Below are 23,024 nucleotides of genomic sequence, written 5' to 3' on the forward strand. Positions count from 1 at the left end.
GGCAGGCCGTCCCTCCGGGCGACTGACGCGCGCCTCTAACGCACCTCGGCCCGAGCGGCTTCCAGGAGCGACTGCCAGTCGGGGAGTTTCACCACGCCCCTGCCCAGTGACGCACCCAGCGCGGCCTCCGCACGTTCGATCGACTGCCAGCCCGGCCATTCCACCGGATCGGTACCTTCCGTGCGCAGGGCCGGCAGAGGGTCGTCGGGGACCGTCTTCGCGGCGAGGGCGGGGGCGTCCTCCAGCAGGGACGTCGCCGTCTCCTTCGCGCAGGGGCGGTTCGTGCCGATGACGCCGGTGGGGCCGCGCTTGATCCAGCCCGCCACGTACTCGCCGGGAGTGACGACGCCCTCGCGCAGCACGCGGCCGGACAGGTTCGGCACGGTTCCGGTGGCCGGGTCGAACGGAAGGCCCTCCAGGGGGACTCCGCGGTAGCCCACCGAGCGCAGGACCAGCTGCCCCTCGATGACCTCATGCCGGCCCGTACCCGTCACGCCGCCGTGACCGTCCGGAGCTGTGCGTTCGAACCGCGCAGCGCCCACGCGGCCCTCCTCGGCGAGGAGTTCGGCCGGACGGAGGAAGAACCGGAGGTGGATGCGGCGTGGCGCGCCCTTCGGGGGTGTCTGCGCCCAGCCGCGCAGCACCTCCACGTTGCGGCGCTGGGGCGCGGGCAGTGCGGAAGGATCCGTGTACCCCGGGTCCAGGGCCAGCTCAGCCGGATCCACCACCACGTCGGTCTCCGGCAGTGAGCCCAGTTCGCGCAGCTCCTTGGTGGTGAACCGGGCCTGGGACGGACCGCGCCGGCCCACCATGTGGATCCGGGTCACCCGGTTGTCCGCGAGGGTGGTCAGGGCCGCCTGCGGCATGTCGGTCGGGGTGAGCTCGGCCGGCCCCCGGGCCAGCATCCGCGTGACGTCCACGGCGACGTTGCCCACGCCGACGACCACGGCCGACCGGGCGTTCCGCAGGAAACCGGCGTCCACGGCGTCCGGGTGGGCGCTGTACCAGGACACGAACTGCGTCGCCGACCAGCTCCCCGGCAGGTCCTCCCCGGGGATGCCCAGACGCCGGTCGGTCGCGGCGCCCACGCAGTACACCACCGCGTGGTAGAGCTCCCGCAGCCGCGCGACGGCCATGCCGCCGGGGCCGATCTGCACGCCGCCGAGGAACCGGACCCGGTCGTGCTCGAGGACCGCGCGCAGGTTGCTCTGCAGCGACTTGATCTTCTCGTGGTCGGGTGCCACGCCGTAGCGGACGAGGCCGTACGGGCACGGCAGCCGGTCCAGGACGTCGACGCGCACGTCGGAGTCCAGCTGGACGAGGCTCTGGGCGGTGTAGCAGCCGCTCGGCCCGGAGCCTACGACGGCGACTCGCAGCACGGCGGAACTCCTTACCCGGGGGACCCGACGGATCTCAGGAGAGCGCTGACATCTCCAGCATCGCACCCGCCGGGCTCCGCTGACAGGGTGCAGTGCTCCACCCGCGGCGCGTGTCCGATCTGTAGGGAATGTGATCACGCGGTTACGTTCGGCCTGTGCTGAAAGCATCCTTTCTGAATCTTTCTGATCGCTCTCCGGCGGACGGTGCGGTGTCCGTGCGCCCCGCGTGGGAAGTGCGGGAGAACGAGGGCACGACGCGATGGTTCGAGTACCGGCTGGTGTTCGGGGACGGTGCCCGGGTGGATGCGCTGGCCGTCGTGGGCGGCGGATGCGTCTGCGTGGAGGAGGTGCGCGCTCAGCCCGCACTGTCCCTCGACGACCTGGCCGTGCTCGCCGACTGGATCGAGGAGTCGGTGGCCGAGGCATGTGGGCCCGGAGCCGGGCCCGACGGCTGCGGGGGCCAGGGGCGCCGGGCCAGGCCTGCCTGGCCCCGCGGGCCGGAGGGGCGTCGGCTGGTGGCACGGGAGTACCGCGCGGCCCAGCGGGACGGCGCCGACCCGATCCTCGCCGTGATGGGGGCGACCGGGCACAGCCGTCGCGCGTCCCTCCGGCTGATCGGCCAGGCCCGGGACGCGGGCCTGCTGTCGCCGCGTCGCGCCCGGCGCTGAACGCGTCCAGGCCCCTGGCGATTGCCCGTCAACCGTCGTGTCCAAAGGGGGCTCCGTCTACCGTTCCCGCCGGCTCACGACAGATAGGCGGGCCGATGCCCGAGGCTCAACTCGCCTGAACCGCCCCGCGATCCGGGCCATCACCGGGTCGAACATCGCCCGTCGGCGGTCAGGGTCCACGCTATGGCCTGCGGCCACCGCACGATCTTCGTTTGTCCACACACCAACCGATGATCACGCGGTGGCCGTACCCGTTTCCACCCAGGCCCGACTCAAGATCGCGAAACCGGACCGGACTACTAAGTGAGGTAGTTGGCGACCAAGGCGGCGAATTCGTCCGGGGTCGCCAGGCGGATACCGAGATGTTCGGCCTTGACTCGTTTGGACCCGGCGCCTTCTCCGGCGACGACGAGGGTGGTCTTCTTGGAGACGCTGGAGGACGAGCGGCCGCCGGCTTGTTCGATGAGCTCGTTCATCCGGTTGCGGCTGAGCTTCTCCAGGGGGCCGGTCATCGCGCCGGTGACGACCACGGTCATCCCCGCCAGCGGTCCGCCCGCACGCTCGGTGTTCTCGTCGTGGTCGCCGGTGTTGCCGTCGTGTGAGGTGGGTGGGGTGGCGCCGGGTTCCGTCATGTTCACCCCCGCGGCGGCGAGTTTGTCGATGAGCGGAGCGAGTTCTGCGAGCTCGGCGACGATCGAAGGGGCCTTCTCGGTGCCGATCCCCTCGACCTGCTGCATCGAGTCCCCGTCCGCGGCGCGGATGTTGTCCATGGTGGCGAAGTGCCGGGCGATACGGCGGGACATGGAGCGGCCGGTGCCGCGGACCCCGAGCGCGCACAGCACCCGCGACAGCGGCCGGCCCTTGGCCGCGGTGATGGCGGCGAGGAGGTTGTCGGTGCTGGTTGCGCCCATCCGCTCCAGGCCCGTCAGCTGCTCGCGGGTCAGGGCGAACAGGTCCGCGAGATCGGCGACGAGGCCGGCGTCGACGAGCTGGACGACGCGGGTGTGGCCAAGGCCTTCGATGTCGAGCTGGTCGCGGCCGGCCGCGTAGGACAGGGCGGCCACCAGGTGGCAGTTGCGTCCGTTCCCACAGCGCCAGCGCTGCTCGCTGGTGTCGATGGCCGCCCCGCAGCGCGGACACGCCTCGGGGAAGGCGATGGGCTGTTCCTCGCCGGTGCGCAGGTGGGCGACGGGGGCTTCGACGCGGGGGATCACGTCGCCAGCCCGGTGCACCATGACGTGGTCGCCCAGACGCAGGCCGCGGCGGGTGATGTCGGCCGGGTTGTGGAGGGTGGCATACGTGATGGTGGCGCCGTCGATCTCGACCGGTTCCAGGACGGCACGCGGGGCGATGATGCCGGTACGGCCCACGTTCCACTCCACCTCCAGCAGCCGGGTGATCTTCTCGACGGCCGGCAGCTTGTAGGCGATCGCCCAACGCGGAGCGCGCGAACCAGCTCCTGCTGTCTGCTGGTCGGCGGCCAGGTCGGCCTTGATGACGATCCCGTCGATCCCGAACGGCAGCTCGGCCCGCAGGGCGGCGATCTCCTGTACGCGGGCCAGCACCCGCTCGACGGTGTCGGCGGTGATGCCGGGTACCGCAGTGGTGGCGGTGGTGTTGATCCCGTATGCGGCGGCCTGAATCATGAGGTCGCTGTGTGCGACGTCGGCCAGCCGCGCGGCGAGGGCCGCCTCGGTGTGGGGCAGGGGCAGCAGGCCGTAGCCGAAGAACGTCATCGGCACCGTGTAGGAGCGCTCCTTGGCGCGCAGGGTGCCCGCCGAGGCGCCGCGCGGATTGGCGAACGGCTGCCCGCCGTGGGCCGTGCGGACCTCGTTGGCGTGCTCGAACTGGGCGGTCGTCATCAGGACTTCGCCGCGGACTTCCACGGTGACCGGCTCGGCGAGTTGGTCCGGCAGGCCCTCTATGGTGCCAATCGCGTGCGAGACATCCTCACCGGCCGTCCCGTCCCCGCGTGTGATCAGCTGTCTGAGGCGACCGTCGGCGTAACGGGCGGCGACCGCGAGCCCGTCCAGCTTCGGCTCGACGCTGAACCGCTCGACCTCGTGGCCGATGCGCCGGGCCAGGGAAGCGGTCCAGGCGGTGAACTCCTCCGGCGAGAACACGTTGTCCAGACTCAGCATCGCCACCGTGTGCGGGACATCGCCCTCCACAGCGCCGCCGGCGACCTTGCCCGTCGGAGAGTCGGGCAGCACCTGATCAGGATGGCCGGCCTCCCACGCGGCAATGCCACGCACCAGCCGGTCGTAGGCGTCATCGTCCAATGCCGACGTCCCACCCGCGTAGTAGGCGGCCGACGCCTTCACCGCGTCCTCGACCGCCTGCGCGTAAGCGGCGGCATCCATGATCACAGCTGCAGGTGTTGTCATGCCCGTCATCCTGCCTGCCACCACTGACATCGCCCGACGCAGCGGGGCGGAGATCGAACGCGAAGAAGAGGGAGCGGAGGCAGCGTGCCGGAAGCCGGCAAGGCCGCCGCGCGTGCCCGCCACCTGGACTTCGACAAGTACGTCGAGCGGGTCATCAACGACGACACCACTGGCGCACGCGACCCCGGTACGGCCGCGGCCAGCGGCTTTCCTCGAACGAGCGAACCAGCCGAACGCGGAAGGGCTCCGTCAAGGGCTTGAGACGCCCTGGCAGGCCTCGGGGTTGCACAGGAGCGCTCGGAAGGCGTGCCCGCGTCGATCTCCCGTCAGGCCATGGGCACGTCGGCGACAGGAAGCATTCAGCTCGTGCAGACGACGGACACGAACGCCGACAGCCAACTGTGGCGGGCGGTGAACGTGGACTGACCGCCTCCGTGCCACGGGCCGCACGCCCCGCTCAGCCGCCTCGGTCTGCTGCTGCCGGGCCGGACCGAGCGACGCGAAGGACCTGAGGGACGGTGCCGGCGAACCGCGAGCCGGCACCGTCCCTTCCGGCAGTGCCTCAGGGTCGAGCTCGGGTCGTTGACCACGGCCCTGGGCTTGATGCGCTTGGCGGACACCCGAGATCAGGGGGCGATCCGGGAGGACGTTCATCATGGAGAGCACGGGAAAGAAGAAGTCTCGCCCTCGTCGCTCATCAACTGACCCACCCCTTGCGCGAGACATGCGCTAGTGGCGGGCCCCGGCTCGGGGGCGGTTCCGGGGGAGGACGGTCATCCGCAGGGCGCGCGGCCGTACGGTGAGCCGGGCGACCTGGCGGATGGCCTGGCCCTCGGCGAGTTCCAGCCGTACGGAGCGCAGCATCGTCGCGATCGCCGTGACCATCTCGGTGCGGGCGAAGCGGTCCCCCATGCACTTGTGCTTGCCGTCCCCGAAGGGCAGGAACGCGCCTGGCGGAGGCTCCTGCGCGGCGTCGTTCCACCGGTCCGGGTCGAAGGTGAGCGGATCGGGGAAACGCTCGGGGTCGCGGTGCAGAGCGTGCTGACAGTAGGCCAGTTCGGTGCCGGCGGGCAGCGTCCACTCGCCGAGACGGGTCTCCTCGGTAGTACGGCGTGTGACCAACCAGCCGGGGTGGTGCAGCCGCAGGGTCTCCGTGATCACCCGATTCAGGAACGGCAGCCGGGCCACGTCGTCGAAGGTGACGGGCCGCTCGCCGAGGACCTCGTCCAGCTCGGCCAGGACCCGGGCCTCGATGCCGGGGTGGCGGGCGAGTTCGTACAGGGTCCAGGACAGAACCGACGCGGTCGTCTCGGTGCCCGCCACGGCCAGGGTGAGGATCTCGGAGCAGATCTGATGCCCGGTCAACGGCTTGCCGGTCTCCTCGTCGACGGCGCGCAGCAACATGGAGAGCATGTCTCCGGTGTCGTGTCCGGAGGCCTGCAACTCCTCGACGGCGGTGTTGACGGTGGCGCGTACGCCGGCCCGGGCCCGGTCGAAGCGGCGGTTGAAAGGCAACGGGAGGCGCTCGGCCCAGTCGGGCAGCATCAGGCGCACACCGACGCCGTTCATCACCACCGACAGGTCGCTGCGCAGCCGGCGGAAGACGGCGTCGTCGAGGCTTCCGGCGAACACCGTCTTGGCCAGCATGTCGAGGCTGAGTCCGACCATCGCCTCGCGTACGTCGAGGGGCCGCCCGGGTTCCCAGCCGGCGACCGTGGCCGTGACCTCGGCGCGCATGATGTCGACGTACCGGCTGATCTCGGTGTGGGCGAAGGCCGGTTGCAGCTGGCGGCGCTTGCGTACGTGAGGCCGGCCGGTGGCGGTGACGACGCTGTCGCCCAGCAGCTGGCCCAGCTTGTCGTAGAGCCGGCCCTTGTCGAGAGTGGGTGCCAGGGCCTTGAGCATCTGGTGGATCAGGGCCGGGTCCTGGACCACGACGGTGCGCGTTCCGGGTTGCAGGACGATCTCGACGAGCGGTTCCCGCGTGTCGCGCAGCGAGTCGATGAAGCCGAGGTTGTCGCGCATTCTCAGAGCGTGGCCGATGAACGGAAGCGATCCGGCAGCCCGAGGTATGGGGGGAGGCGCAGCGGACGTCACGGGTCATCCCTTCACGGCAATCACTTACGCCCTTATGGCTTCCCTGCCCCTTCCCCGGCGCAATCCTGTCGTGAACGTGTCCTGAGCCACGTGGGACGAGCTGGCTGGAGGGGGTGCCCCCAGCGGAGAGCGTTGCACGGGAGCTCCGGCGGCGAGTGGCCGGGAAACCGACCGCCCGAGCGCTGCTTCGTTCGGCGACCGCACGGCTTGCGCCCGGGAGTGGCGGCCCCGGCTGCGGCCTGTGGACCTCAGTGCAGCGCCCACGCCGACACATCCGGCGTGATCGCTCTCCTCGCCGACCGGGTTCCGCGCGTTCACGTGCCCCCATGCAGCCGGACGGGGACGCAGGTGCCACGGTACGAGGGCGTGCGGGAGGTGGCTGATCGTCGGCCCCGGCCGTCGGGATGTGCCGTCAGCCCGTTGACGGATGCCGCTTCGTCGGAGGGCGGAGGAAGAGGGCGGGTCTGCGTGGTGAAGTGTGGGCCTTCGAGAACTCCGACAGCAGGGGGCGTTTCTTCCCATGACCGCACAGCCCGCACGCCTTGAGCGCACCGGTCGCGAGACCGCCTCGGTCATGGCTGCCTCGCCGTTCAGACCTTCTCTCGTCAAAGCGGTGTTCAGGGACGTGACCCCGATGCACGTCTCTCGGTCGGCCGCGTGGGCCGCCGCGTCGGTGACGCGGACGGTACTGACGGAGATCATCGACGGCGCGAGGAGAGCGGCGGCGGAGGAGGCCCGGAAGAAGCTCAATCCCGGGGACCTTCTCTCGGCGCTCGAGCGGAACGTCGAGCTCGACGTGGGGGACACGTGGTACGCCCACAGCCCGACCTTTCAAGGCCTCACCGGTGTCCTGTACGACGCCGAGGGTGTCGTCGTGCCTTCTCGTAAGCGCAGCAGGTCGCGCAGACCGAGTGCTGTGGTCGGCGCCCACAGGTTCGAGGCCGGGGTCAAGAGGTTGCTGCGGAGCCAGAGGGCGACGGCCGTCCCAGCGATGGTTCGCGACCTGGACGGAATCGCGAGCGTGTTTCTGACGGACCTCGCCCGGGGCGCGGCCATGGTCGTCCGCGAGGGCGGGGTCAGACGTTTCGGTGCGGTCACCCCGGCGATGTCGGGCGAACCGGCCCCACCTCCGTTCCTCGAGGATTCCCTCCGGGTGCTGTCCACCCGCAGGGGGGACGGGCGGACCATCGGCAGGGACGACATCCTGGCCGCCACCACGATTCAGTTGTTCGGAGGCAACCTCAGGCAGCGAGCCCTCACCGAAGCACGCGAGGCGACACAGGACACTTCGGCCGGCTGAGCGGGTGTGACCAGCATCGCCGCCTGCACCCTCATCTGCTACGGCAGACTCGCCGGATCGCTCAAAGCATGTTCCGCATCCGCGTGATCTCGCTCGTCTGCTGTGCGATCACCTCGTCGGCCATCTCCTCGACGCGGATGTTGTTGCCCTGGCCCTTCACGTCCGTGGCCATGGTGATCGCGCCCTGGTGATGGGTCGTCATCAGGGTCAGGAAGAGGTGGTCGAACGCCTGCCCGTCGGCCGTGCGGAGCTTCTGCAGCTGGGCCTTCGTCGCCATGCCCGGCATCGTGGCGTGCTCGTGCCGCTCGGCCTTCAGCGGCTTGCCGTACGCCTTCAGCCAGCCCTTCATCGCCTCGATCTCGGGCTTCTGGCCGGCGGCGATGCGCTCGGCGATCCGCTTCACGTCCTTCGACTCGGCGCGTGCCGGGACGAGTTCGGTCATCACCAGCGCCTGGGCGTGGTGCTCGATCATCATGCGGACGTAGGAGACGTCGGCCGAGTTGGGGGAGTCGTTCTCCGAGCGCCGGTCGGTGGCCTCCTCGGCGGACAGGGTGCGGTTCGCCTCGCCGGGCTCACCCGGCGCGATCACGGCGGGCCCGTCCGCGGCGGCCGGTTTCCGGTCCGGACCGGAGTCACAGCCTCCGGTCGCAAGCACGGCCAGGGCGACCAGCCCCGTCGTGACGGCGGACACCCGGGACGCACGACGGAACAGCACAACGACCTCCTGTGGCAAAGGGGTTGGAAAGCACCTCGGGTTGCGGACGACGTAGTGGCACGCTTCCGCGGGTCATTGATCGGGAAACTTCATTGCGATTCTGTTGCCCCCTGTTGGTATGTGCATGGCGAAGACGATACTGCGTGGTGCGTGAACCGTTCCGCAGTGAACGGAACCAGGGAGGAAAACAGTGATCCTGTTGAACGACCGCAGAACACGCCGCAGACGCTTGGGAGTCGTGGCTGCCGCCGGTGGGCTGCTGGCCGCGCTCCTCACAGCGGCACCGGCAGGGGCCACCCCCGACCCGGGGGACGCGCCGCCCGCGCCGAAGAAGGTTTCCAAGAGCGCCCAGGCCGAGGTCCGTGAGGCCATCCAGAACGGCGAGATACCCGCCCAGGACGAGATCGTCCACTCCGACAACATCCAGCACCTGGCCCACGTCCCCAAGGACGTGCTGCAGGGCACGAACTCGGACCTCGCCTTCCAGGGCAGGTACGCGTTCGCGGGCAACTACGACGGCTTCCGCATCTTCGACATCAGCAACCCCAAGGCGCCGAAGACCGTCGCCCAAGTGCTGTGCCCCGGCTCGCAGAACGACATCTCCGTCTCCGGCGACCTGCTGTTCCTGTCCACCGACTCCTCGCGCAGCGACAGCAGTTGCTCCAGCACCACCCAGCCGGCGACCGAGAAGTCCTCGTGGGAGGGCATGAAGGTCTTCGACATCAGCGACAAGCGCAACCCGAGGTACGTCGCAGCCGTCGAGACCGCCTGCGGCTCGCACACCCACACGCTGGTGCCCGAGCGGCGCAACGTCTACGTGTACGTCTCCTCGTACTCGCCGAACGCCGCCTATCCCGACTGCCAGCCGCCGCACGACGGCATCTCCGTCATCAAGGTGCCGCGCAAGGCGCCCGAGAAGGCGAAGGTCGTGGGCTTCCCCGTGCTGTTCCCGGGTGAGGGCCCGGACGGCGGCGGCAACCCGGGCGGACCCACCAACCCGGGCGTGTCCAAGACCACCGGCTGCCACGACATCACCGTGCTGCCCTCGAAGGACCTGGCCGCGGGCGCCTGCATGGGCGACGGCATCCTGTTCTCCATCAAGGACCCGGAACGCCCGAAGGTCATCGACCGCGTGCAGGACAACGTGAACTTCGCGTTCTGGCACTCGGCGACCTTCAACCAGAAGGCGAACAAGGTCGTCTACACCGACGAGTTGGGCGGCGGTGGCGCGGCCACCTGCAACGCGGAGGTCGGCCCGGACCGTGGTGCCGACGGCATTTACGACATCGTCGGCAAGGGCGACAAGCGCAAGCTCGTCTTCCGCAGCTACTTCAAGATCCCCCGCCATCAGGCGGACACCGAGAACTGCGTCGCCCACAACGGCTCGCTCATCCCCGTCAAGGGCAAGGACATCATGGTCCAGGCCTGGTACCAGGGCGGGGTCTCCGTCTGGGACTTCACCGACTCGGCGAACCCGACGGAGATCGCCTACTTCGACCGCGGCCCGCTGAGCACCGATGTGATCAAGTCGGGTGGTTCGTGGTCGGCGTACTACTACAACGGTTACATCTACTCGAACGAGTACGCCCGGGGCTTCGACGTCCTGAAGATCGACGACCGGCGCACCGACCCGGCCCGCCGGGTCCACCAGCGTGAGCTCAACGTGCAGACACAGCCGGACTACTTCGACTGATCCCGAGGGTCGCACTCCGGTGCGGCCCCGGTCGCGAAGAACCGCGACAGATCCTTGTCGCCCCTCCCGCCGGAGGCTGCGGTCTCCGGCGGGAGACCCAGCTCCCGGTCGAGCCGGTAGCGCTTGAACAGCTCGGCCCGCAGCACCGGAACCGGCATCGGCACCCCCGGCACCAGGGCCGCGTACACGGCGCCCATCAGCAGGGCGCGCATCATCGGGTAGTCGCTTTCGACGTCCGGTGACCCGTGCCGGGCCATCGTGTCCCGCAGCAGCTCGGCCAGCCGCCGCTGCTCCGGGCACTGCATGAAGCCCTCGGCCTGCAGGATCCCCGCCATGTGCTGGCGCATCAGCACGGGCCGGTCCCTGGCCAGGCCCAGGATCGCGTCGATGGCCCGGGCCATCCGCTCCCGGCCGTCCTCGGTGCGCGGCTCGCGCTCCAGCGCCTCCTCCAGCGTGCGGTGCATCAGCCGGTGCACCGCGGACTGCACCAACTGCCGCTTGCCGGGAAAGTAGTACGACACCAGGCCGCGGGCCGAACCCGCCCGGTCGGCGATGTCCCCGAGCGTGGTCGCGTCGTAGCCGCGCTCGCTCACCAGCTCGACCGCCGCCTGCAGGAGCCGCTCACGGGAACGCCGCCGCAACTCTTCATTCACCGAGGCGCTACGCGGAGACATGCTGCAACTCCTGTGTTGACTGGCTGCCAGCCAACTATACTCGGAGGGGTCCGGCCACGACCTGTCAGGTCCCGGCCGGTGATGCCGTCTGCCTCGGGCGACGCGGGGGATCGTCCGAGGCGGGCGAGCAGTCGGCCCCGGTAGTGGCCTTGGGCTACCTTCCCGTGGCGGGGCTCCCCGCCACCTCCCCGCGGAAGGCGGGCCGGCTCAGCTCACCAGATCCAGGACCGGCCGCAGCCCGTCCGGTCGGTCGGCCGCCGGCAGGTGGTCCACGAAGTGCACCCCGCATCCCAGCGTGGCGGCGCCGCCGTCCGCCCGGCGGTCGTCGCCGACCATCAAGGTCGTGCGCGGATCGGCGCCGAGCGCCTCGCAGGCGGTGGCGAACAGCCGCGGATCGGGCTTCTGGACGCCGTGCTCGAACGACAGGACGTACGTGTCGATATAGGGATCCAGGCCGTGCGCGCGGAAGACCGGCCGCAGATCCCAGCCGATGTTGCTGACCACCCCGACCGGAACGCCCCGCTCCCGCAGCGTGCGCAGCACCTCGACGGCGTCCGGGTACGGGGACCACGCGGCCGGGGCCATGTGGCGGTCGTACAACGCGTCGTACAGCGCCGGGTCGGGCAGCGGGACCTGCCGGGACAGGCCGGTGTAGGCGGCCCGGTGCAGGGCGGCGCTCCGGTCGCGGATCAGCCAGGCGTCCGCCAGCTCCTCGGGGACCCGGGCGGGATCACCGCCGCCGGGCAGCGCCCCGACCGCCTCCAGCGCCGCTGCCACGGCGGCCAACTCGGCCTCCGTGAGCCGGACGTCGGTCCCGGCCAGGGCGCCCCGCAGCCAGGAGTCGGTGGACTCGACGCGGAAGAGGGTTCCGGAGAAGTCGAAGAGCACGGCGGTCATGCGGTGATCCTACGAGGCCGTGTCGTGCGGCACGGCAAGATCCCGGGTCGAGGGCTGCCAGCGCCGGTGCACCCACACCGCGAGGGCCACCACGGTCGTGCCCAGCAACCAGCCGCCCACCACGTCCGACGGCCAGTGGACACCGAGCCAGATCCGCGTCAGGCCGACTCCGACCACGGAGACGACGGCCACCGCCACGGCGGTACGCCACACGGCCCGGCCGACGCCGTTCCGGTGCAGAAGCCACAGCAACAGGCCGCAGACCACGGTGGCGGTCATGGCGTGGCCCGACGGGAACGCCGAGTAGTGGGCGGAGTCGACGGGGTCGGGCCAGACGGGGCGGGGGCGGTCCACCGCGGCCTTGATGCCCTGCTGCAACAGGGTGCCCAGCGCGACGGCCAGCGCCAGCCACACCGCCGTCCAGCGGGCCGCCCATCGCACCACCAGCCACACGACGACGGCCGCGCACAGCAGACGCATCGTCCAGGGATCCCACACCCAGTCCGTGAGGATGCGGCACGTCCTGGTCAGGACCGGTTCGTCGACCGCCCAGCGGTGGGTGGTGCCGGAGATCTCCCCGTCCACGCCGATCAACGGGCTCCATCTGGCCGCGACGAGGACCAGCAGCAGCGCCGAGCACAGGGCCAGAGCGCCGGCGAGACCGGCGGTGGTGCGGTGTTCCGGACGGGGCGGGGAGTCGACGGACGAGGTGTGCATACAGCGATCCTCGCCGAACCGGTGGGTCCGGATCCAGTAAGGGGACGATCTTCCGCCACCGGTGCGACGTGCTTCGGCCATGCCGTGTCCTCCGCAGGGTGTCCGGGAGCCTTCCGTTACCCCAGTGCCCGCAAACCCGGCACGAACGCCAGCAGCACCGGCACCACGGGTACCAGCGCGGCCGCCGCCGTCAGCCGCAGGCGTCGGGCCGCGGTCAGCCGGTCCGGGGGAGTGAGCAACCGGTCCACCCGGGCGGGGACATGGGCCTGCGGTGTCGGGCAGGGCCCGAACACGCCGCGGTGCTCGTTCAGTTCGACCAGGGCCAGAGCCGTGGTCAGCCGGCCGAAGCGGCGCGATGCCGTGTCGTCGGCGGCGAGTTCGACCAGGCGGTGCATCTCGTCGCGGAACGCGGCGAACACCGGCACCTGCGGAAAGCCGCCGGCCAGCGCCGAGGAGCAGTTCAGCAGCCAGTCGTGCCGGGCCCGGGCGTGGCCCTGCTCGTGGGCGAGCACGGCGTCCAGCTGCCGGCCCTTCAGCCGGTGCAACGCGGCCGTGGTGACGACCAGTTGCGGGGGAGCGCCGGGCTGCCACCAGGCGTCGGGCTGCTCGCTCTCCAGGACGACCAGCCGGCCCGAGACGGCCACCTCGCCCGGCAGCAGCGGAGCCCGGACCAGCAGATCGGCGCGCCGACGGCGACGCCGGGCGCGGGCCCGGCCGATCTCGCGCAGCAGCATCGCCGCGCTCCACAGCCCGCCGCCGGCCAGCGCGACCGCCGTGGTCGCCGCCCACGGGCCCGCGGTGCCGAGGGCGTAGGCCTCGACGACCGCGCGCGGGGCCGTGGCGAAGAGGTGCCAGCCGACCGCGTGCCAGGCCGCGGCCGCGCTGAGCGTCATCGACAGGGCGCAGCACACGAGGACGGCCGCCACCACGCACTGCCACACCCACAGCGCCACCACCGGCTCACGGTCCGGCCAGTCCGCCCGGGCGAGGAGCCGGGGGGCGGCCACGGCGGTCAGGGCGCCGAGCAGCAACAGCACGGCGGTGAGCATCATGAGGGCAGCCTATGAGCGCGGCCCTGCTCAGGGGTACGACTTGTGGCGCCAAAGTGACGCAGACAACGGGTCCGTTGGGGCACCGGGAACCTCACGGAGAGGGGATGCCGGGTCGGCGGGTCCTCCGGGGGTGCCAGAACGGCGGATCTTCCAGGGGGCCGGGTCGTCGGAGCTTCCGGGGTGCGGGGTCGTCGGATCTTCCGGGGGTGCCGGGCCGACGGGTCCTCCAGGGGGTGCCGGGGCGGGGAGCTTCCAGGGATGCCAGGCCGACGGATCTTCCAGGGGCTAGCGGGGTGGGGAGCTTCTGGGGATGCCGGTTCGGCGGGTCCTCCGGGGGGACCAGGCCGACGGATCTTCCAGGGGGTTTGCCGGGTCGGCGGATCTTCGGGGGCGGGTCGGTCCCGCTCACAGCGTCAGCAGCATCGCCACCATCGCGATCGCCATGGACAGCCGGCAGACCCGCGCCAGTTCCGGCCGGTCGCCCCACCAGGCGGGGCCGGCACCCCCGGCCACGGCGGCGACCGGCACCAGACGGACGCCGGTCAGCAGCGCGTACCCGGCGAAGTAGAGCAGCAGCGCCCCGGTCAGCAGCGGAACCCCCGATCCGCCCTGACCGTGCGCGTGCGCGGGGGAGCCGGCCATGACCACGGACATGTAGACCATCGCGGCGGCTCCCATCAGGTGATGGAGATGGTGCGCGCCGGCCCGCGCCGCCCACAGCGCGTGGACGCCCGCCGCTGCGAACACCGCGGCGTAGACGGGCCACGCCCACGCGGGTGGCGTGAACACCGCCGCCGGCACGGCCATCGCGGCCATCCCGAAACCCATCAGCGCCTCGCCGCCCGCGGCGCTGCGCTGCCCCTCGGCACCGCCGCGCATCCGCGCCAGGCAGTAGGCGCCGGTCATCGCGCAGAGCGCCACCAGCAGCCAGCCGGACGAAGCCGGTCCGTGCACGCGCACCTCCCCGTTCGACGGTCGGTGATTCGATGCCCGGACCTTGCGGCGCGCACGCGAGCGCAAGGGTGTACACGGGGAGCATTCGACGGGGCACGCCAGGAGGAGAATTGTTTTACAGGTAAAACACATGTTAATCTCGTGACCATGAGCAGTGCCCCCGCCGCCCCCGTCACCCCGCCCCTCCGGCGTCTCCCCCTCACGGGGGTGCTGCGCCTCGGCGCGCCCTCGGAGATCTGGTTCAAGCCCGCGCTGAGCGTGGTCGCGGCGATCGCCCCGCCCGCCCTCACCCTGCTCGCGCTCGGCCGGCTCGACCTGGTGATGTACGCGATGGCCGGCTCCCTGTGCGCGCTGTACGCCCACAACCGCCCGTACGCCGCCCGGGCCGGGGTCCTGGTGTGGGTGGTGCTGGGCATGCTCGGCGGGCTCGCCGTGGCCCTGGTCGCGGCCTCGCTCACCGGCAGTGCCGTCGTCCTGGTCACCGTGGGTGCGCTGCTGGCCGCCGCACAGAAGGTGCTGTGCGACGCCACCCGGGTCGGTCCGCCGGGCAACGTCGTCCTCACCTTCGTCAGCTCCGCCTCCCTGTTCGCGCCGCAGACCCTCGGTCAGGTGCCCGGACATCTGGCCCTGGCCGCCGGAACGGGGGCCTGGGCCTGGCTGGTCTGCATGGCGCCCGCGCTCCTCAGGCCGCACGGACCGGAGCGCCGCGCCACCGCCGCCGCCCTCAAAGCCGCCGCCGGGTACGCGAACACCGCCGGCACGGCTGAGGGCCACGCCAGGGCCCGCGCCGCGGGCTATGCCGCCGTGCAGGCCGCCTGGCAGTCGCTGCTGTCCACCAACGCCCCCTCCCGGACCCGGCGAGCTCTCGAACGACTCGTCGTCCGTGCCGAGGTCGCCCTCGCGGCGCCTGCGGAGGCGGACGCGGGCCGACTGCGCGCGTGGGCGGGCTCGCTGCGCGGCACCGGGCCCGTCCCGGAGGCCGGACTGCCGGACACGGGCGGCGACGAACTGCTCGGCGTGGCCACGGCCCGGCCCCTGCGGGCACGGCTGGGGCCGCTGATCCCGCTCGCGGTGCGTACCGCACTCGGCTGCGCACTCGCCGGCTATGCCTCCCTCGCCCTCGGGGTCGGCCGCCCCTACTGGGCACTGGTCACCGCCGCCTCGCTCTACCAGGCCAACATCGCCCTGACCTGGAGCCGTGCCGTCCAGCGGGTCGTGGGCAACGTCGTCGGCGTGCTCGTCTTCCTGGCCGTCGTGCCGCTCGCGCACCTGGGCCCGGTGGCCCTCGTGCTGTGCTGCCTGGCGTTCAGCTTCGGTGCGGAGGTGCTGATCAGCCGGAACTACTGGCTCGGCAGTGTCTGTGTGACACCGATGGCCCTGCTCATCACGGAGTTCGCCGGATACCAGGAACCCACGACGCTGATGACGGAGCGGGTCGTGGACACCGTCGTCGGCGCGCTGGTGGGGTTCGTCGCCGCAGTGGCCGTCACCAACCGGCGCGCGGGCGACCGTGTCGACCATGCGCTGACCGCCGCCGACCGGGCCCGCGAGCACGCCGCCCGCCTCCTGGCCGAGCCGGACCCCGGCACCGCGGCCCTGGAATCGGCCCGCCGCGGCCTCGCCGTCGCCCTGGCCGACCTGCGTGCCACCGCCGACGCCGCCGCCGGTGAATGGTGGCAGCGGGCCCTGCCCCAGGAGCGGGTCGTGCTCGCCGAACAGTCCGGACACCGTACGCTCGCGGCGACGGCCCGACGCCAGGGCCTGCTCCCGGACCGGGACCCGGCCACAGAAACGGAGGACGCACGGCCATGACGCCGACCGAAGGACCACCGCCCGAGCGGAGCGACACGGGGCACGGCCCGCAATCGGCGGCGGAGTGGCGGGCGGCCGACGAGGCCGGGACAACGGGAGCGGCGGCCGAGGGAAGCGACCCGGGTGGCGGCAGCTCCGCCGAAGCCGACCCGGGCGGCGGCCGTCGGGACGACACCCTCCGCGGCGGCACCTCCGCCGAAGCCGACCCGGGCGGCGGCCGTCGGGACGACACCGTCGCTGCCGTGGTGCGGCAGTGGCAGGCCGTGCGCCCCGGGCTCGACACCGGGCCGATGGAGATCATCGGGCGGATCAACCGCTGTGCCGCCCTGCTGCAGCAGGCCGAGGACGCTCCCCTGCGCCGGGCGGGGCTCAGCCGGCCCGAGTTCGATCTGCTGGGGGCCCTGCGTCGTACCGGGCACGAGCTGACGCCCGGGGAACTGGCCAGGGAGACCTTCTCCTCGGGTGCCGCCGTCACCAAACGCCTGAAGCAGCTGACCGAACGCGGGCTGGTCGAACGGCGCGGGGACACCCGTGACCGGCGGGTCGTCCACCTCCGCCTCACCGACGCCGGACGCGACCTCGTCGACGGCATCCTGCCCGTCCAGCTCGCCTACGAGACCGCCGTACTGTCCGGCCTCGATGGCCCCGAGCAGGGTGAACTAGCCTCCCTGCTCGGGGAGTTGCTCAGCCAGCTGGAAGGCCGGCTCGGCGTGCTGAGGGCCTGATGCGGCCACCCGGCCGGGGCACGTCGGCGCACCGTTCACAGCACCTCGTGCACCGTTCGGCGATGCGTGGAGCGGCGGTCGTCGACGGCCTCCCAGCGGTCGCCGTAGACGGCCCGGGTGATGACCGGCTCACGGACGAAGTCGTGCGGGAAACCGAGCGGCACCGCGCTCACCTCGGCGAGCCGGACGAGGGCGTCCGCGTCGAGGCGGACGTCGACACTGCCCAGATTGTCGGCGAGCTGGCTCTCCCTGGTCGCGGCGATGATCGGGACCACGTTGCCGGGCCGGGCCAGCAGCCAGGCCAGCGCCACCTGCGCCGGACTCCAGCCACCCTGCTCGGCGACCTCCAGCACGGCGCTGATCACCGCCTCCTCGCGCGGGTCTGCGTCCCCGCCGCTGGTGTCGAGACGCCCCGTCTCGCCCCTGCGGTACTTGCCGGTGAGCTTCCCGGCCGCGAGCGGCGCCCACCCCAGCACGGCCAGGTCGAAGGCCCGGGCCTGCGGCAGCAGTTCGCGCTCCGGCGTCCGTTCCAGCAGGCTGTAGCGCAGCTGGGACCCCGCGAACGCGGTCCAGCCCCGCAGCTCCGCAAGGGTGTTGGCATGGGCGATCTCCCAGGCCGGCCAGTCCGAGACACCGACGTACAGCACCTTGCCCGTGCGGACGAGGTCGTCCAGGGCCCGCATGACCTCCTCGACCGGTGTGAAGTTGTCCCGGGCGTGCACCCACAGCACGTCCAGCCGGTCGGTCCGCAACCGCCGCAGGCTCGCCTCCACGGACTGGACCAGGTTCTTGCGGTGACTGCCCGCGGCGTTGACGTCACCGTCACGGATTCCGCAGGTGTACTTGCTGGCCAGCACGAACCTGTCGCGCCGGCCTTCGAGCAGCTCGCCGAGGATCCGTTCCGAGCTGCCGTCGGTGTAGTTGTTGGCGGTGTCGATGAAGTTGCCGCCCGCCTCCGCATAGGCGTCGACGATCCGGGCGCTGGCCTCCTCACCGGCGCCCCAGCCCCAGTCGTCGCCGATGGTCATCGCGCCGAGACTCAGCTCGCTCACGCGCAGACCGGTCTTGCCGAACAGTGTGTAACGCACGGTTGTCCCCTCCGGGCAGGTCGTACGCAGGACGCTAGGAGCTGGAGCGCACAACAGCGCAAGTCCCGGCCGGCCCCCCGCCGTGACACACCGCCGTCTCAGCCCTCGTAGTCCGCCCGGTACACGCCGAACATCGCCCCCTGCGGGTCCCGGAGCACCGCGATGCGGGGCCCGTCGGGCACCGAGGTGGGCACCATCAGAACCGTGCCGTGCCGCCGCGCGACGGCCGTCGTGGCGTCCACGTCCGCCACGGCGAAGTACGGCAGCCAGTGCGCCGGCACCTCGGGCGGGAACTTGTCGTCCATCGTCACCATGCCGCCGAAGTCGGCGCCGCCGACGCCCCACTGGGTGTAACGGTCCGACGGGGCGACCGTCCAGCCGAACACCCGCGTGTAGAAGGACACGGCACCCTCCGGATCCCGTGTCATCAGCTCCACCCAGCCCAGCGAACCGGGCGCGTTGAACAGCCCTGCGCCCGGGAAGGTGCCCGCCTGCCACAGCTGGAACACGGCACCGCCCGGATCGGCGGCCACCGCGAAACGGCCCACCTCGGACACGTCCACCGGGCCGAACAGCATCGTCCCGCCCGCCTCGGCCACCGCCCGTGCGGTGGCGTCCGCGTCGGTCACCGCGAACGACACGTTCCACGCGACCGGCTGTGACGGCTGGTACAGCGGCGCGAGCGCGGCCACGGCCGCGTCCCCGAGATGCGCGACGGTGTAGCCGCCGGCGTCCTGACGCGCGTCCGTCTCGGGCCGCCAGCCGAACAGCCGGGTGTAGAACCGCCGGGCCGCGTCCAGGTCGCTGGTCCCCAGCTCGGTCCAGCAGGGGCCGCCGGTCACCGGTGCGTCGAGCTTCATGGCGTTCCTTCCGCGAGCGGCGGGGACAGCCCCCGGGGGCCTTCCAGCACGCTAAGTGGTCGGCTCCGGAAATCCTTCGGGGGTTGACATCGGGGCGCGATTCCACATCGGTCCGTCGTGTCTGGGGTGGCGAAGTGGGGCTGTCAGGCACAGTCGAAGGTGTCCGCGTGGAGGCGGTCGGTGGGCCCAGCCGGGTTCCGGGGCTTTGATCACGTCGGGGAGGCGGAATATCGGCGGCACTGGCCTTGTTGCTCGCCATCGTTGATCAACAAGGAGGCCCCATGTCTGTGATCCTTCGGCCCCGCACGCTACGTTCCGGCGACCTCGTGGTCGTTACCGCGCCCTCGGGCCAGCTTGAGCCGGGTGAGGAACCACTGCTCGCCCGCGGTGTGGCGATATTGGAGCGGATGGGTTTCCACGTGCGAGTCAGCCCAATGGTCGACCCAGCGCAGAATCGCTGGTGGGCGTCGGGCACTCCGGCGGAGCAGGCCGCCGAGCTCAATGGTCTACTCCGTGACCCGGAGGTGCGGGCCATCGTCGCGCATACCGGTGGACAGGCGACCATCGGCTATCTCGATTTGATCGACCTGGACGCGATCCGGGCTGACCCGAAGCCGATCCTCGGCTATAGCGACATCTCGGTGCTGCACATGGCGTTGTACGCCAAGACCGGCCTCGTCGGCTTCCACGCCGACATCGTCACCCACGGTTTCGGCAGCGATTGGTACACGTTGGGCGACGAGGCTCGTCGGTCCGAACTCGTCGACCTCTACGCCCGTGTGCTCACCAAGGCCGAGGCGCCGGGCGCGCTGCCGGCAAGGGAGGCTTGGGAAACCTGGCGGCCGGGCCGCGCGCAGGGACCACTGGTCGGCGGCTTGCTGAACCGCCTGGTCCAGCTGCAGGCGACACCGTTCGCCCTGCCCGCCGAACGGTTCGACGGCGCCGTCTTGTTCTGGGAAGAGCTACAGCGGCCGGTCACGCGGATCTGGAACGACCTGCATGTCTTGCGGCTGTCCGGTGTGCTGGACCGGATCGCGGGCATGGTGGTCGGCATCCCGAGAGAGGTCACGCCCTACGAGGGCGGCGGAGACCAGGTGGGTCTGCGCGACGTTGTGCTCGACGTTCTGGCGCAGCGTGACATCCCCGTCCTCGCCCAGGTCGACTTCGGCCACACCTCGCCGAACCTGCCGCTGCCTCTCGGCGTCCGCGCAGACGTGGACGCGGACAACCAAACGCTGTCCCTGCTCGAGTCGGCGGTCGCGGAAAGCTGAGTTCTGTTGGCTGTTGGCGCGGGCCCGGAGAGCCGCGCCCCGTCGTCTTCCGCTTCTCCCGATCGGCCCGTCTGACATGCCCGTTGCGTCGGCCTGCCCGATCGTCCTGACCGCTGCCGAGCGCGAGCGATTGAAGAAGTTGGCCTATGGCCACAAGACCGAGCACCGGCTGCGGTACCGTGCGCAGATCGTCCTGCACGCGGCACGGGGACGCTCCAACGCGCGCATCGCCCACGAGACCGGCCTGCACCTGGACACGGTTCGTGCCTGGCGCGGCCGGTTCGCCCACGGCGGCCTGTCGGCCCTGGCCGACCGTAAACGCTCAGGACGCCCGGCTCGCTTCACACCCGTGCAGATCGCCGAGACCAAGGCGCTGGCCTGCCAGTTACCCGCCGAGACCGGTGTGCCGCTGTCGCGCTGGTCCTGCCCGGAACTGGCCGCCGAGCTGACCGCGCGCGGGATCACCGACACCGTCTCCGCGTCCACGGTCCGCCGCTGGCTGCGCGAGGACGTGCTCAAGCCCTGGCAGTACCGGTCCTGGATCTTCATCCGTGACCCGGACTTCCGCGCGAAGGCCCGGCGTGTCCTTGACCTGTACGCCCGTACGTTCGAGGGTGTCCCGCTCGGGCCGAACGAGTACGTCATCTCCAGCGACGAGAAGACCTCCGTCCAAGCCCGCTGCCGCTGCCATCCGACGCTGGCCCCAGGGCAGGCCCGGGCGATGCGGGTCAACCACGAGTACGGCCGCGGCGGTGCGCTGGCCTACCTGGCTGCCTACGACGTCCACCGCGCGAAGGTCTTCGGCCGCTGCGAGCCGAAGACCGGAGTCGTGCCCTTCATGACCCTGGTCACCCAGGTCATGGCCCAGGAGCCCTACGCGAGCGCCAGACGTGTCTTCTGGATCGTCGACAACGGCTCCTCCCACCGGGGGAAGAAGGCCATCGACCGTCTCACCACGGCCTTTCCGAACGCAGTCATGGTCCACACCCCCGTACATGCCTCTTGGACGAACCAGATAGAGATCTTCTTCTCCATCGTCCAGAGAAAGGTCGTCCAACCCAACGACTTCACGGACCTGTCCCAGGTCCGGAACCGGCTTCGCGCCTTCGAAGACCGCTACAACGCCACGGCACAGCCGTTCCAGTGGAAGTTCACCACCACCGACCTGGACGATCTGCTGGCCCGACTCGACCGGCACGCACCCGCCGACCGGCCAGAAGAATCCTCTGTTGCCCTGGCCGCCTGATCAACCCCCGAAGGATTTCCGGAGCCGACCACTAAGCCGCCTCCCGGACTCCCTGCCATCCGGGGAAACCCAGTGGTGTACCGCAGTGACCCCGGCGTAACCTCACCCCGTACCGCACCGCGTGGCGGCCGCCGGCTCCTTCACCCTGCCCGGAGGTCTCCCATGCTCGCACCCCAGGTGCGCCCCTTCCGCCGGACCGACCGCGACCAGCTGACCGACCTGGTCAACCTGCACGTGGCGGCCGTCGTCCCCGGCGTCTCCGTCTCCGTGAACACCGTCCTCGGTGACCTGGAGCGGCAGCCCGGCGAGTTCATCACCGATCCGTGGGTGGCCGAGCGGACGACGCTCGTCGCCGAGCAACGCGAGCACCTCGTCGCCGCGGCCCACCTGCTGCGCTACCGCGCTGATGCCGAGGTCGGCGACCATTACCGGAACGCAGCCGAGATCAACTGGTTCGTCCACCGCCCGGCGGCGTCCCTCCGGGCGGACGCCGACCTCGCCGCGGACCTGCTGATGCGGGCGTGCCTCGCGCGGTTCGCCCGCTGGAACGCCCGCGTCCGGTACGCCGACGGATCCCTCCCCGCCCCGCTCGTCTACGGCCTGCCCCGCAACTGGCCCCACATCCGGGCCCTCTACGAACGCGCGGGATTCCGGCACACCGGGGACACCGAGGTCATCCTGATCGCCCGGGTGGCCGACCTGCCCGCCCCCGAGCCCCTGACCGGTGTCACGGCCGAGCGCACCCTGGGGGAGTGCGGCACCCGCTTCACGGCCCGGGCCGAGGGGAAGAGCCTCGGCTTCATCGAGATCGACACGGCCCTGGCACGCCCGGAACGCCATGCCCGCGCGGCCGGTATCGCCGACATCGGCAACCTGCACATCGACCCCGCGCAGTACGGCACCGGACTGGAGCACTGGCTGCTCGCCCGGGCCGCCGACTGGCTGCGGCTGTGCGGAGTCGACCGTCTCGTCGCCTATGAATCGGCCGCCGACAGTGCCCCGCTCGCCCTCCTGGCCGGTGCGGGCTTCAGCGAACTCACCCGCACCGACCGGGGCTGGGAGCACCGTCCCGGTCTGACTCAGATGCCGGGCCGATAGCGCATCGGATGGTCCGCCGGAACCTCCACCAGCACGATCGGCGTCCCGTCCGGATCCGCGATCCACATCTCGATCAGCCCCCAGGGTTCCTTCACCGGCGGCCGCACGATGTCCACGCCCTTCGCCCGCAGTTCCTCCTGTGCCGCGGCCACGTCGTCGACCTGCAGCCACAGCCGTACGGAGGGCGCCGTGGGCGCCTCGGACCGGCCCGAGACCTCGAGGAAGCCACCGCCCATGAAGAAGACGGTGCCGCGTTCGGCTCCCGTGCCGAACTCCCGGTGGACGGCGAGGCCCAGCTGCTCGCCGTAGAAGGAACGGGACCGCTCGGGGTCGGTGGGGTGGAGCAGGATCCGGCTGCTGAGTACATGCACCATGCAGCGGAGCTTAGGGC

The 23,024-nt window shown here is 71.3% G+C and carries 20 protein-coding genes; 8 read left to right on the plus strand and 12 right to left on the minus strand.

What is annotated here, in order from left to right:
• Window positions 1-35 precede the first annotated feature (35 nt).
• Entirely contained in the window at window positions 36-1,379 is a 1,344-nt protein-coding gene (locus tag ACZ7EG_RS27365; protein ID WP_471084224.1) for an FAD-dependent oxidoreductase, read from the minus strand.
• Window positions 1,380-1,588: 209 nt separating this feature from the next.
• Here ACZ7EG_RS27365 and ACZ7EG_RS27370 point away from each other — a divergent pair, with 209 nt between their 5' ends.
• The gene (locus ACZ7EG_RS27370) at window positions 1,589-2,047 is read left to right on the plus strand and encodes a DUF6214 family protein (RefSeq protein ID WP_471084227.1); all 459 of its coding nucleotides are present in this window, start codon (window positions 1,589-1,591) and stop codon (window positions 2,045-2,047) included.
• A gap of 299 nt (window positions 2,048-2,346) precedes the next feature.
• Here the strand turns inward: ACZ7EG_RS27370 and ligA are convergent, their stop codons facing one another.
• Both ligA and ACZ7EG_RS27380 read right to left on the minus strand, forming a co-directional pair.
• Window positions 2,347-4,434 carry an NAD-dependent DNA ligase LigA gene (ligA, locus tag ACZ7EG_RS27375; protein ID WP_471084230.1) on the minus strand — a complete coding sequence of 696 codons (2,088 nt, stop codon included), beginning with the start codon at window positions 4,432-4,434 and terminating at the stop codon, window positions 2,347-2,349.
• A 729-nt stretch (window positions 4,435-5,163) separates the two neighbouring features.
• The gene (locus ACZ7EG_RS27380) at window positions 5,164-6,531 is read right to left on the minus strand and encodes a cytochrome P450 (protein ID WP_471084233.1); all 1,368 of its coding nucleotides are present in this window, start codon (window positions 6,529-6,531) and stop codon (window positions 5,164-5,166) included.
• Window positions 6,532-7,051: 520 nt separating this feature from the next.
• Here ACZ7EG_RS27380 and ACZ7EG_RS27385 point away from each other — a divergent pair.
• A complete protein-coding gene (locus ACZ7EG_RS27385; RefSeq protein WP_471084236.1) occupies window positions 7,052-7,831 on the plus strand; it encodes a hypothetical protein in 780 nt (259 codons plus the stop codon).
• A gap of 61 nt (window positions 7,832-7,892) precedes the next feature.
• Here the strand turns inward: ACZ7EG_RS27385 and ACZ7EG_RS27390 are convergent, their stop codons facing one another.
• Window positions 7,893-8,546: a DUF305 domain-containing protein gene (locus tag ACZ7EG_RS27390; RefSeq protein WP_471084239.1), complete on the minus strand. Its 654-nt coding sequence runs from the start codon at window positions 8,544-8,546 to the stop codon at window positions 7,893-7,895.
• A gap of 190 nt (window positions 8,547-8,736) precedes the next feature.
• On the opposite strand from ACZ7EG_RS27390, the gene ACZ7EG_RS27395 reads away from it, so the two are divergent.
• Window positions 8,737-10,239: an LVIVD repeat-containing protein gene (locus ACZ7EG_RS27395; RefSeq protein ID WP_471084242.1), complete on the plus strand. Its 1,503-nt coding sequence runs from the start codon at window positions 8,737-8,739 to the stop codon at window positions 10,237-10,239.
• Here ACZ7EG_RS27395 and ACZ7EG_RS27400 read toward each other — a convergent pair.
• The 5 genes from ACZ7EG_RS27400 to ACZ7EG_RS27420 all read right to left on the minus strand — a co-directional run bounded on the left by ACZ7EG_RS27400 (window position 10,227) and on the right by ACZ7EG_RS27420 (window position 14,533).
• Complete coding sequence (locus ACZ7EG_RS27400) at window positions 10,227-10,913, minus strand: TetR/AcrR family transcriptional regulator (RefSeq protein ID WP_471084245.1); 687 nt, start codon at window positions 10,911-10,913, stop codon at window positions 10,227-10,229. The genes ACZ7EG_RS27395 and ACZ7EG_RS27400 overlap by 13 nt on opposite strands.
• 207 nt (window positions 10,914-11,120) lie before the next feature.
• On the minus strand, window positions 11,121-11,810 hold the full coding sequence (locus ACZ7EG_RS27405; protein WP_471084248.1) for an HAD family hydrolase: 690 nt from the start codon (window positions 11,808-11,810) through the stop codon (window positions 11,121-11,123).
• A 9-nt stretch (window positions 11,811-11,819) separates the two neighbouring features.
• Window positions 11,820-12,527 carry a phosphatase PAP2 family protein gene (locus ACZ7EG_RS27410; RefSeq protein WP_471084251.1) on the minus strand — a complete coding sequence of 236 codons (708 nt, stop codon included), beginning with the start codon at window positions 12,525-12,527 and terminating at the stop codon, window positions 11,820-11,822.
• Between the two features lie 116 nt (window positions 12,528-12,643).
• Entirely contained in the window at window positions 12,644-13,579 is a 936-nt protein-coding gene (locus tag ACZ7EG_RS27415; RefSeq protein ID WP_471084254.1) for a M56 family metallopeptidase, read from the minus strand.
• Between the two features lie 405 nt (window positions 13,580-13,984).
• Window positions 13,985-14,533, minus strand: coding sequence for a DUF5134 domain-containing protein (locus tag ACZ7EG_RS27420; protein ID WP_471084257.1), 549 nt, complete (start codon window positions 14,531-14,533; stop codon window positions 13,985-13,987).
• Window positions 14,534-14,680: 147 nt separating this feature from the next.
• Between ACZ7EG_RS27420 and ACZ7EG_RS27425 the strand changes: the two genes are divergently transcribed.
• Both ACZ7EG_RS27425 and ACZ7EG_RS27430 read left to right on the plus strand, forming a co-directional pair.
• Entirely contained in the window at window positions 14,681-16,345 is a 1,665-nt protein-coding gene (locus ACZ7EG_RS27425; protein ID WP_471084260.1) for an FUSC family protein, read from the plus strand.
• A 242-nt stretch (window positions 16,346-16,587) separates the two neighbouring features.
• Window positions 16,588-17,070 carry a MarR family winged helix-turn-helix transcriptional regulator gene (locus ACZ7EG_RS27430; protein WP_471084932.1) on the plus strand — a complete coding sequence of 161 codons (483 nt, stop codon included), beginning with the start codon at window positions 16,588-16,590 and terminating at the stop codon, window positions 17,068-17,070.
• A gap of 35 nt (window positions 17,071-17,105) precedes the next feature.
• Here the strand turns inward: ACZ7EG_RS27430 and ACZ7EG_RS27435 are convergent, their stop codons facing one another.
• Window positions 17,106-18,158, minus strand: coding sequence for an aldo/keto reductase (locus ACZ7EG_RS27435; protein WP_471084263.1), 1,053 nt, complete (start codon window positions 18,156-18,158; stop codon window positions 17,106-17,108).
• A 98-nt stretch (window positions 18,159-18,256) separates the two neighbouring features.
• On the minus strand, window positions 18,257-19,018 hold the full coding sequence (locus tag ACZ7EG_RS27440) for a VOC family protein (protein ID WP_471084266.1): 762 nt from the start codon (window positions 19,016-19,018) through the stop codon (window positions 18,257-18,259).
• 281 nt (window positions 19,019-19,299) lie between these two features.
• On the opposite strand from ACZ7EG_RS27440, the gene ACZ7EG_RS27445 reads away from it, so the two are divergent.
• From ACZ7EG_RS27445 to ACZ7EG_RS27455, 3 genes are all read left to right on the plus strand, one after another.
• On the plus strand, window positions 19,300-20,289 hold the full coding sequence (locus ACZ7EG_RS27445) for a S66 peptidase family protein (RefSeq protein WP_471084269.1): 990 nt from the start codon (window positions 19,300-19,302) through the stop codon (window positions 20,287-20,289).
• A 76-nt stretch (window positions 20,290-20,365) separates the two neighbouring features.
• Window positions 20,366-21,535: an IS630 family transposase gene (locus ACZ7EG_RS27450; protein ID WP_471084272.1), complete on the plus strand. Its 1,170-nt coding sequence runs from the start codon at window positions 20,366-20,368 to the stop codon at window positions 21,533-21,535.
• A gap of 162 nt (window positions 21,536-21,697) precedes the next feature.
• A complete protein-coding gene (locus tag ACZ7EG_RS27455; RefSeq protein WP_471084275.1) occupies window positions 21,698-22,633 on the plus strand; it encodes an N-acetyltransferase in 936 nt (311 codons plus the stop codon).
• Here the strand turns inward: ACZ7EG_RS27455 and ACZ7EG_RS27460 are convergent.
• The gene (locus ACZ7EG_RS27460; protein WP_471084278.1) at window positions 22,615-23,007 is read right to left on the minus strand and encodes a VOC family protein; all 393 of its coding nucleotides are present in this window, start codon (window positions 23,005-23,007) and stop codon (window positions 22,615-22,617) included. The genes ACZ7EG_RS27455 and ACZ7EG_RS27460 overlap by 19 nt on opposite strands.
• Window positions 23,008-23,024: the final 17 nt, after the last annotated feature.

The organism is Streptomyces sp. NPDC037100 (assembly GCF_055606225.1).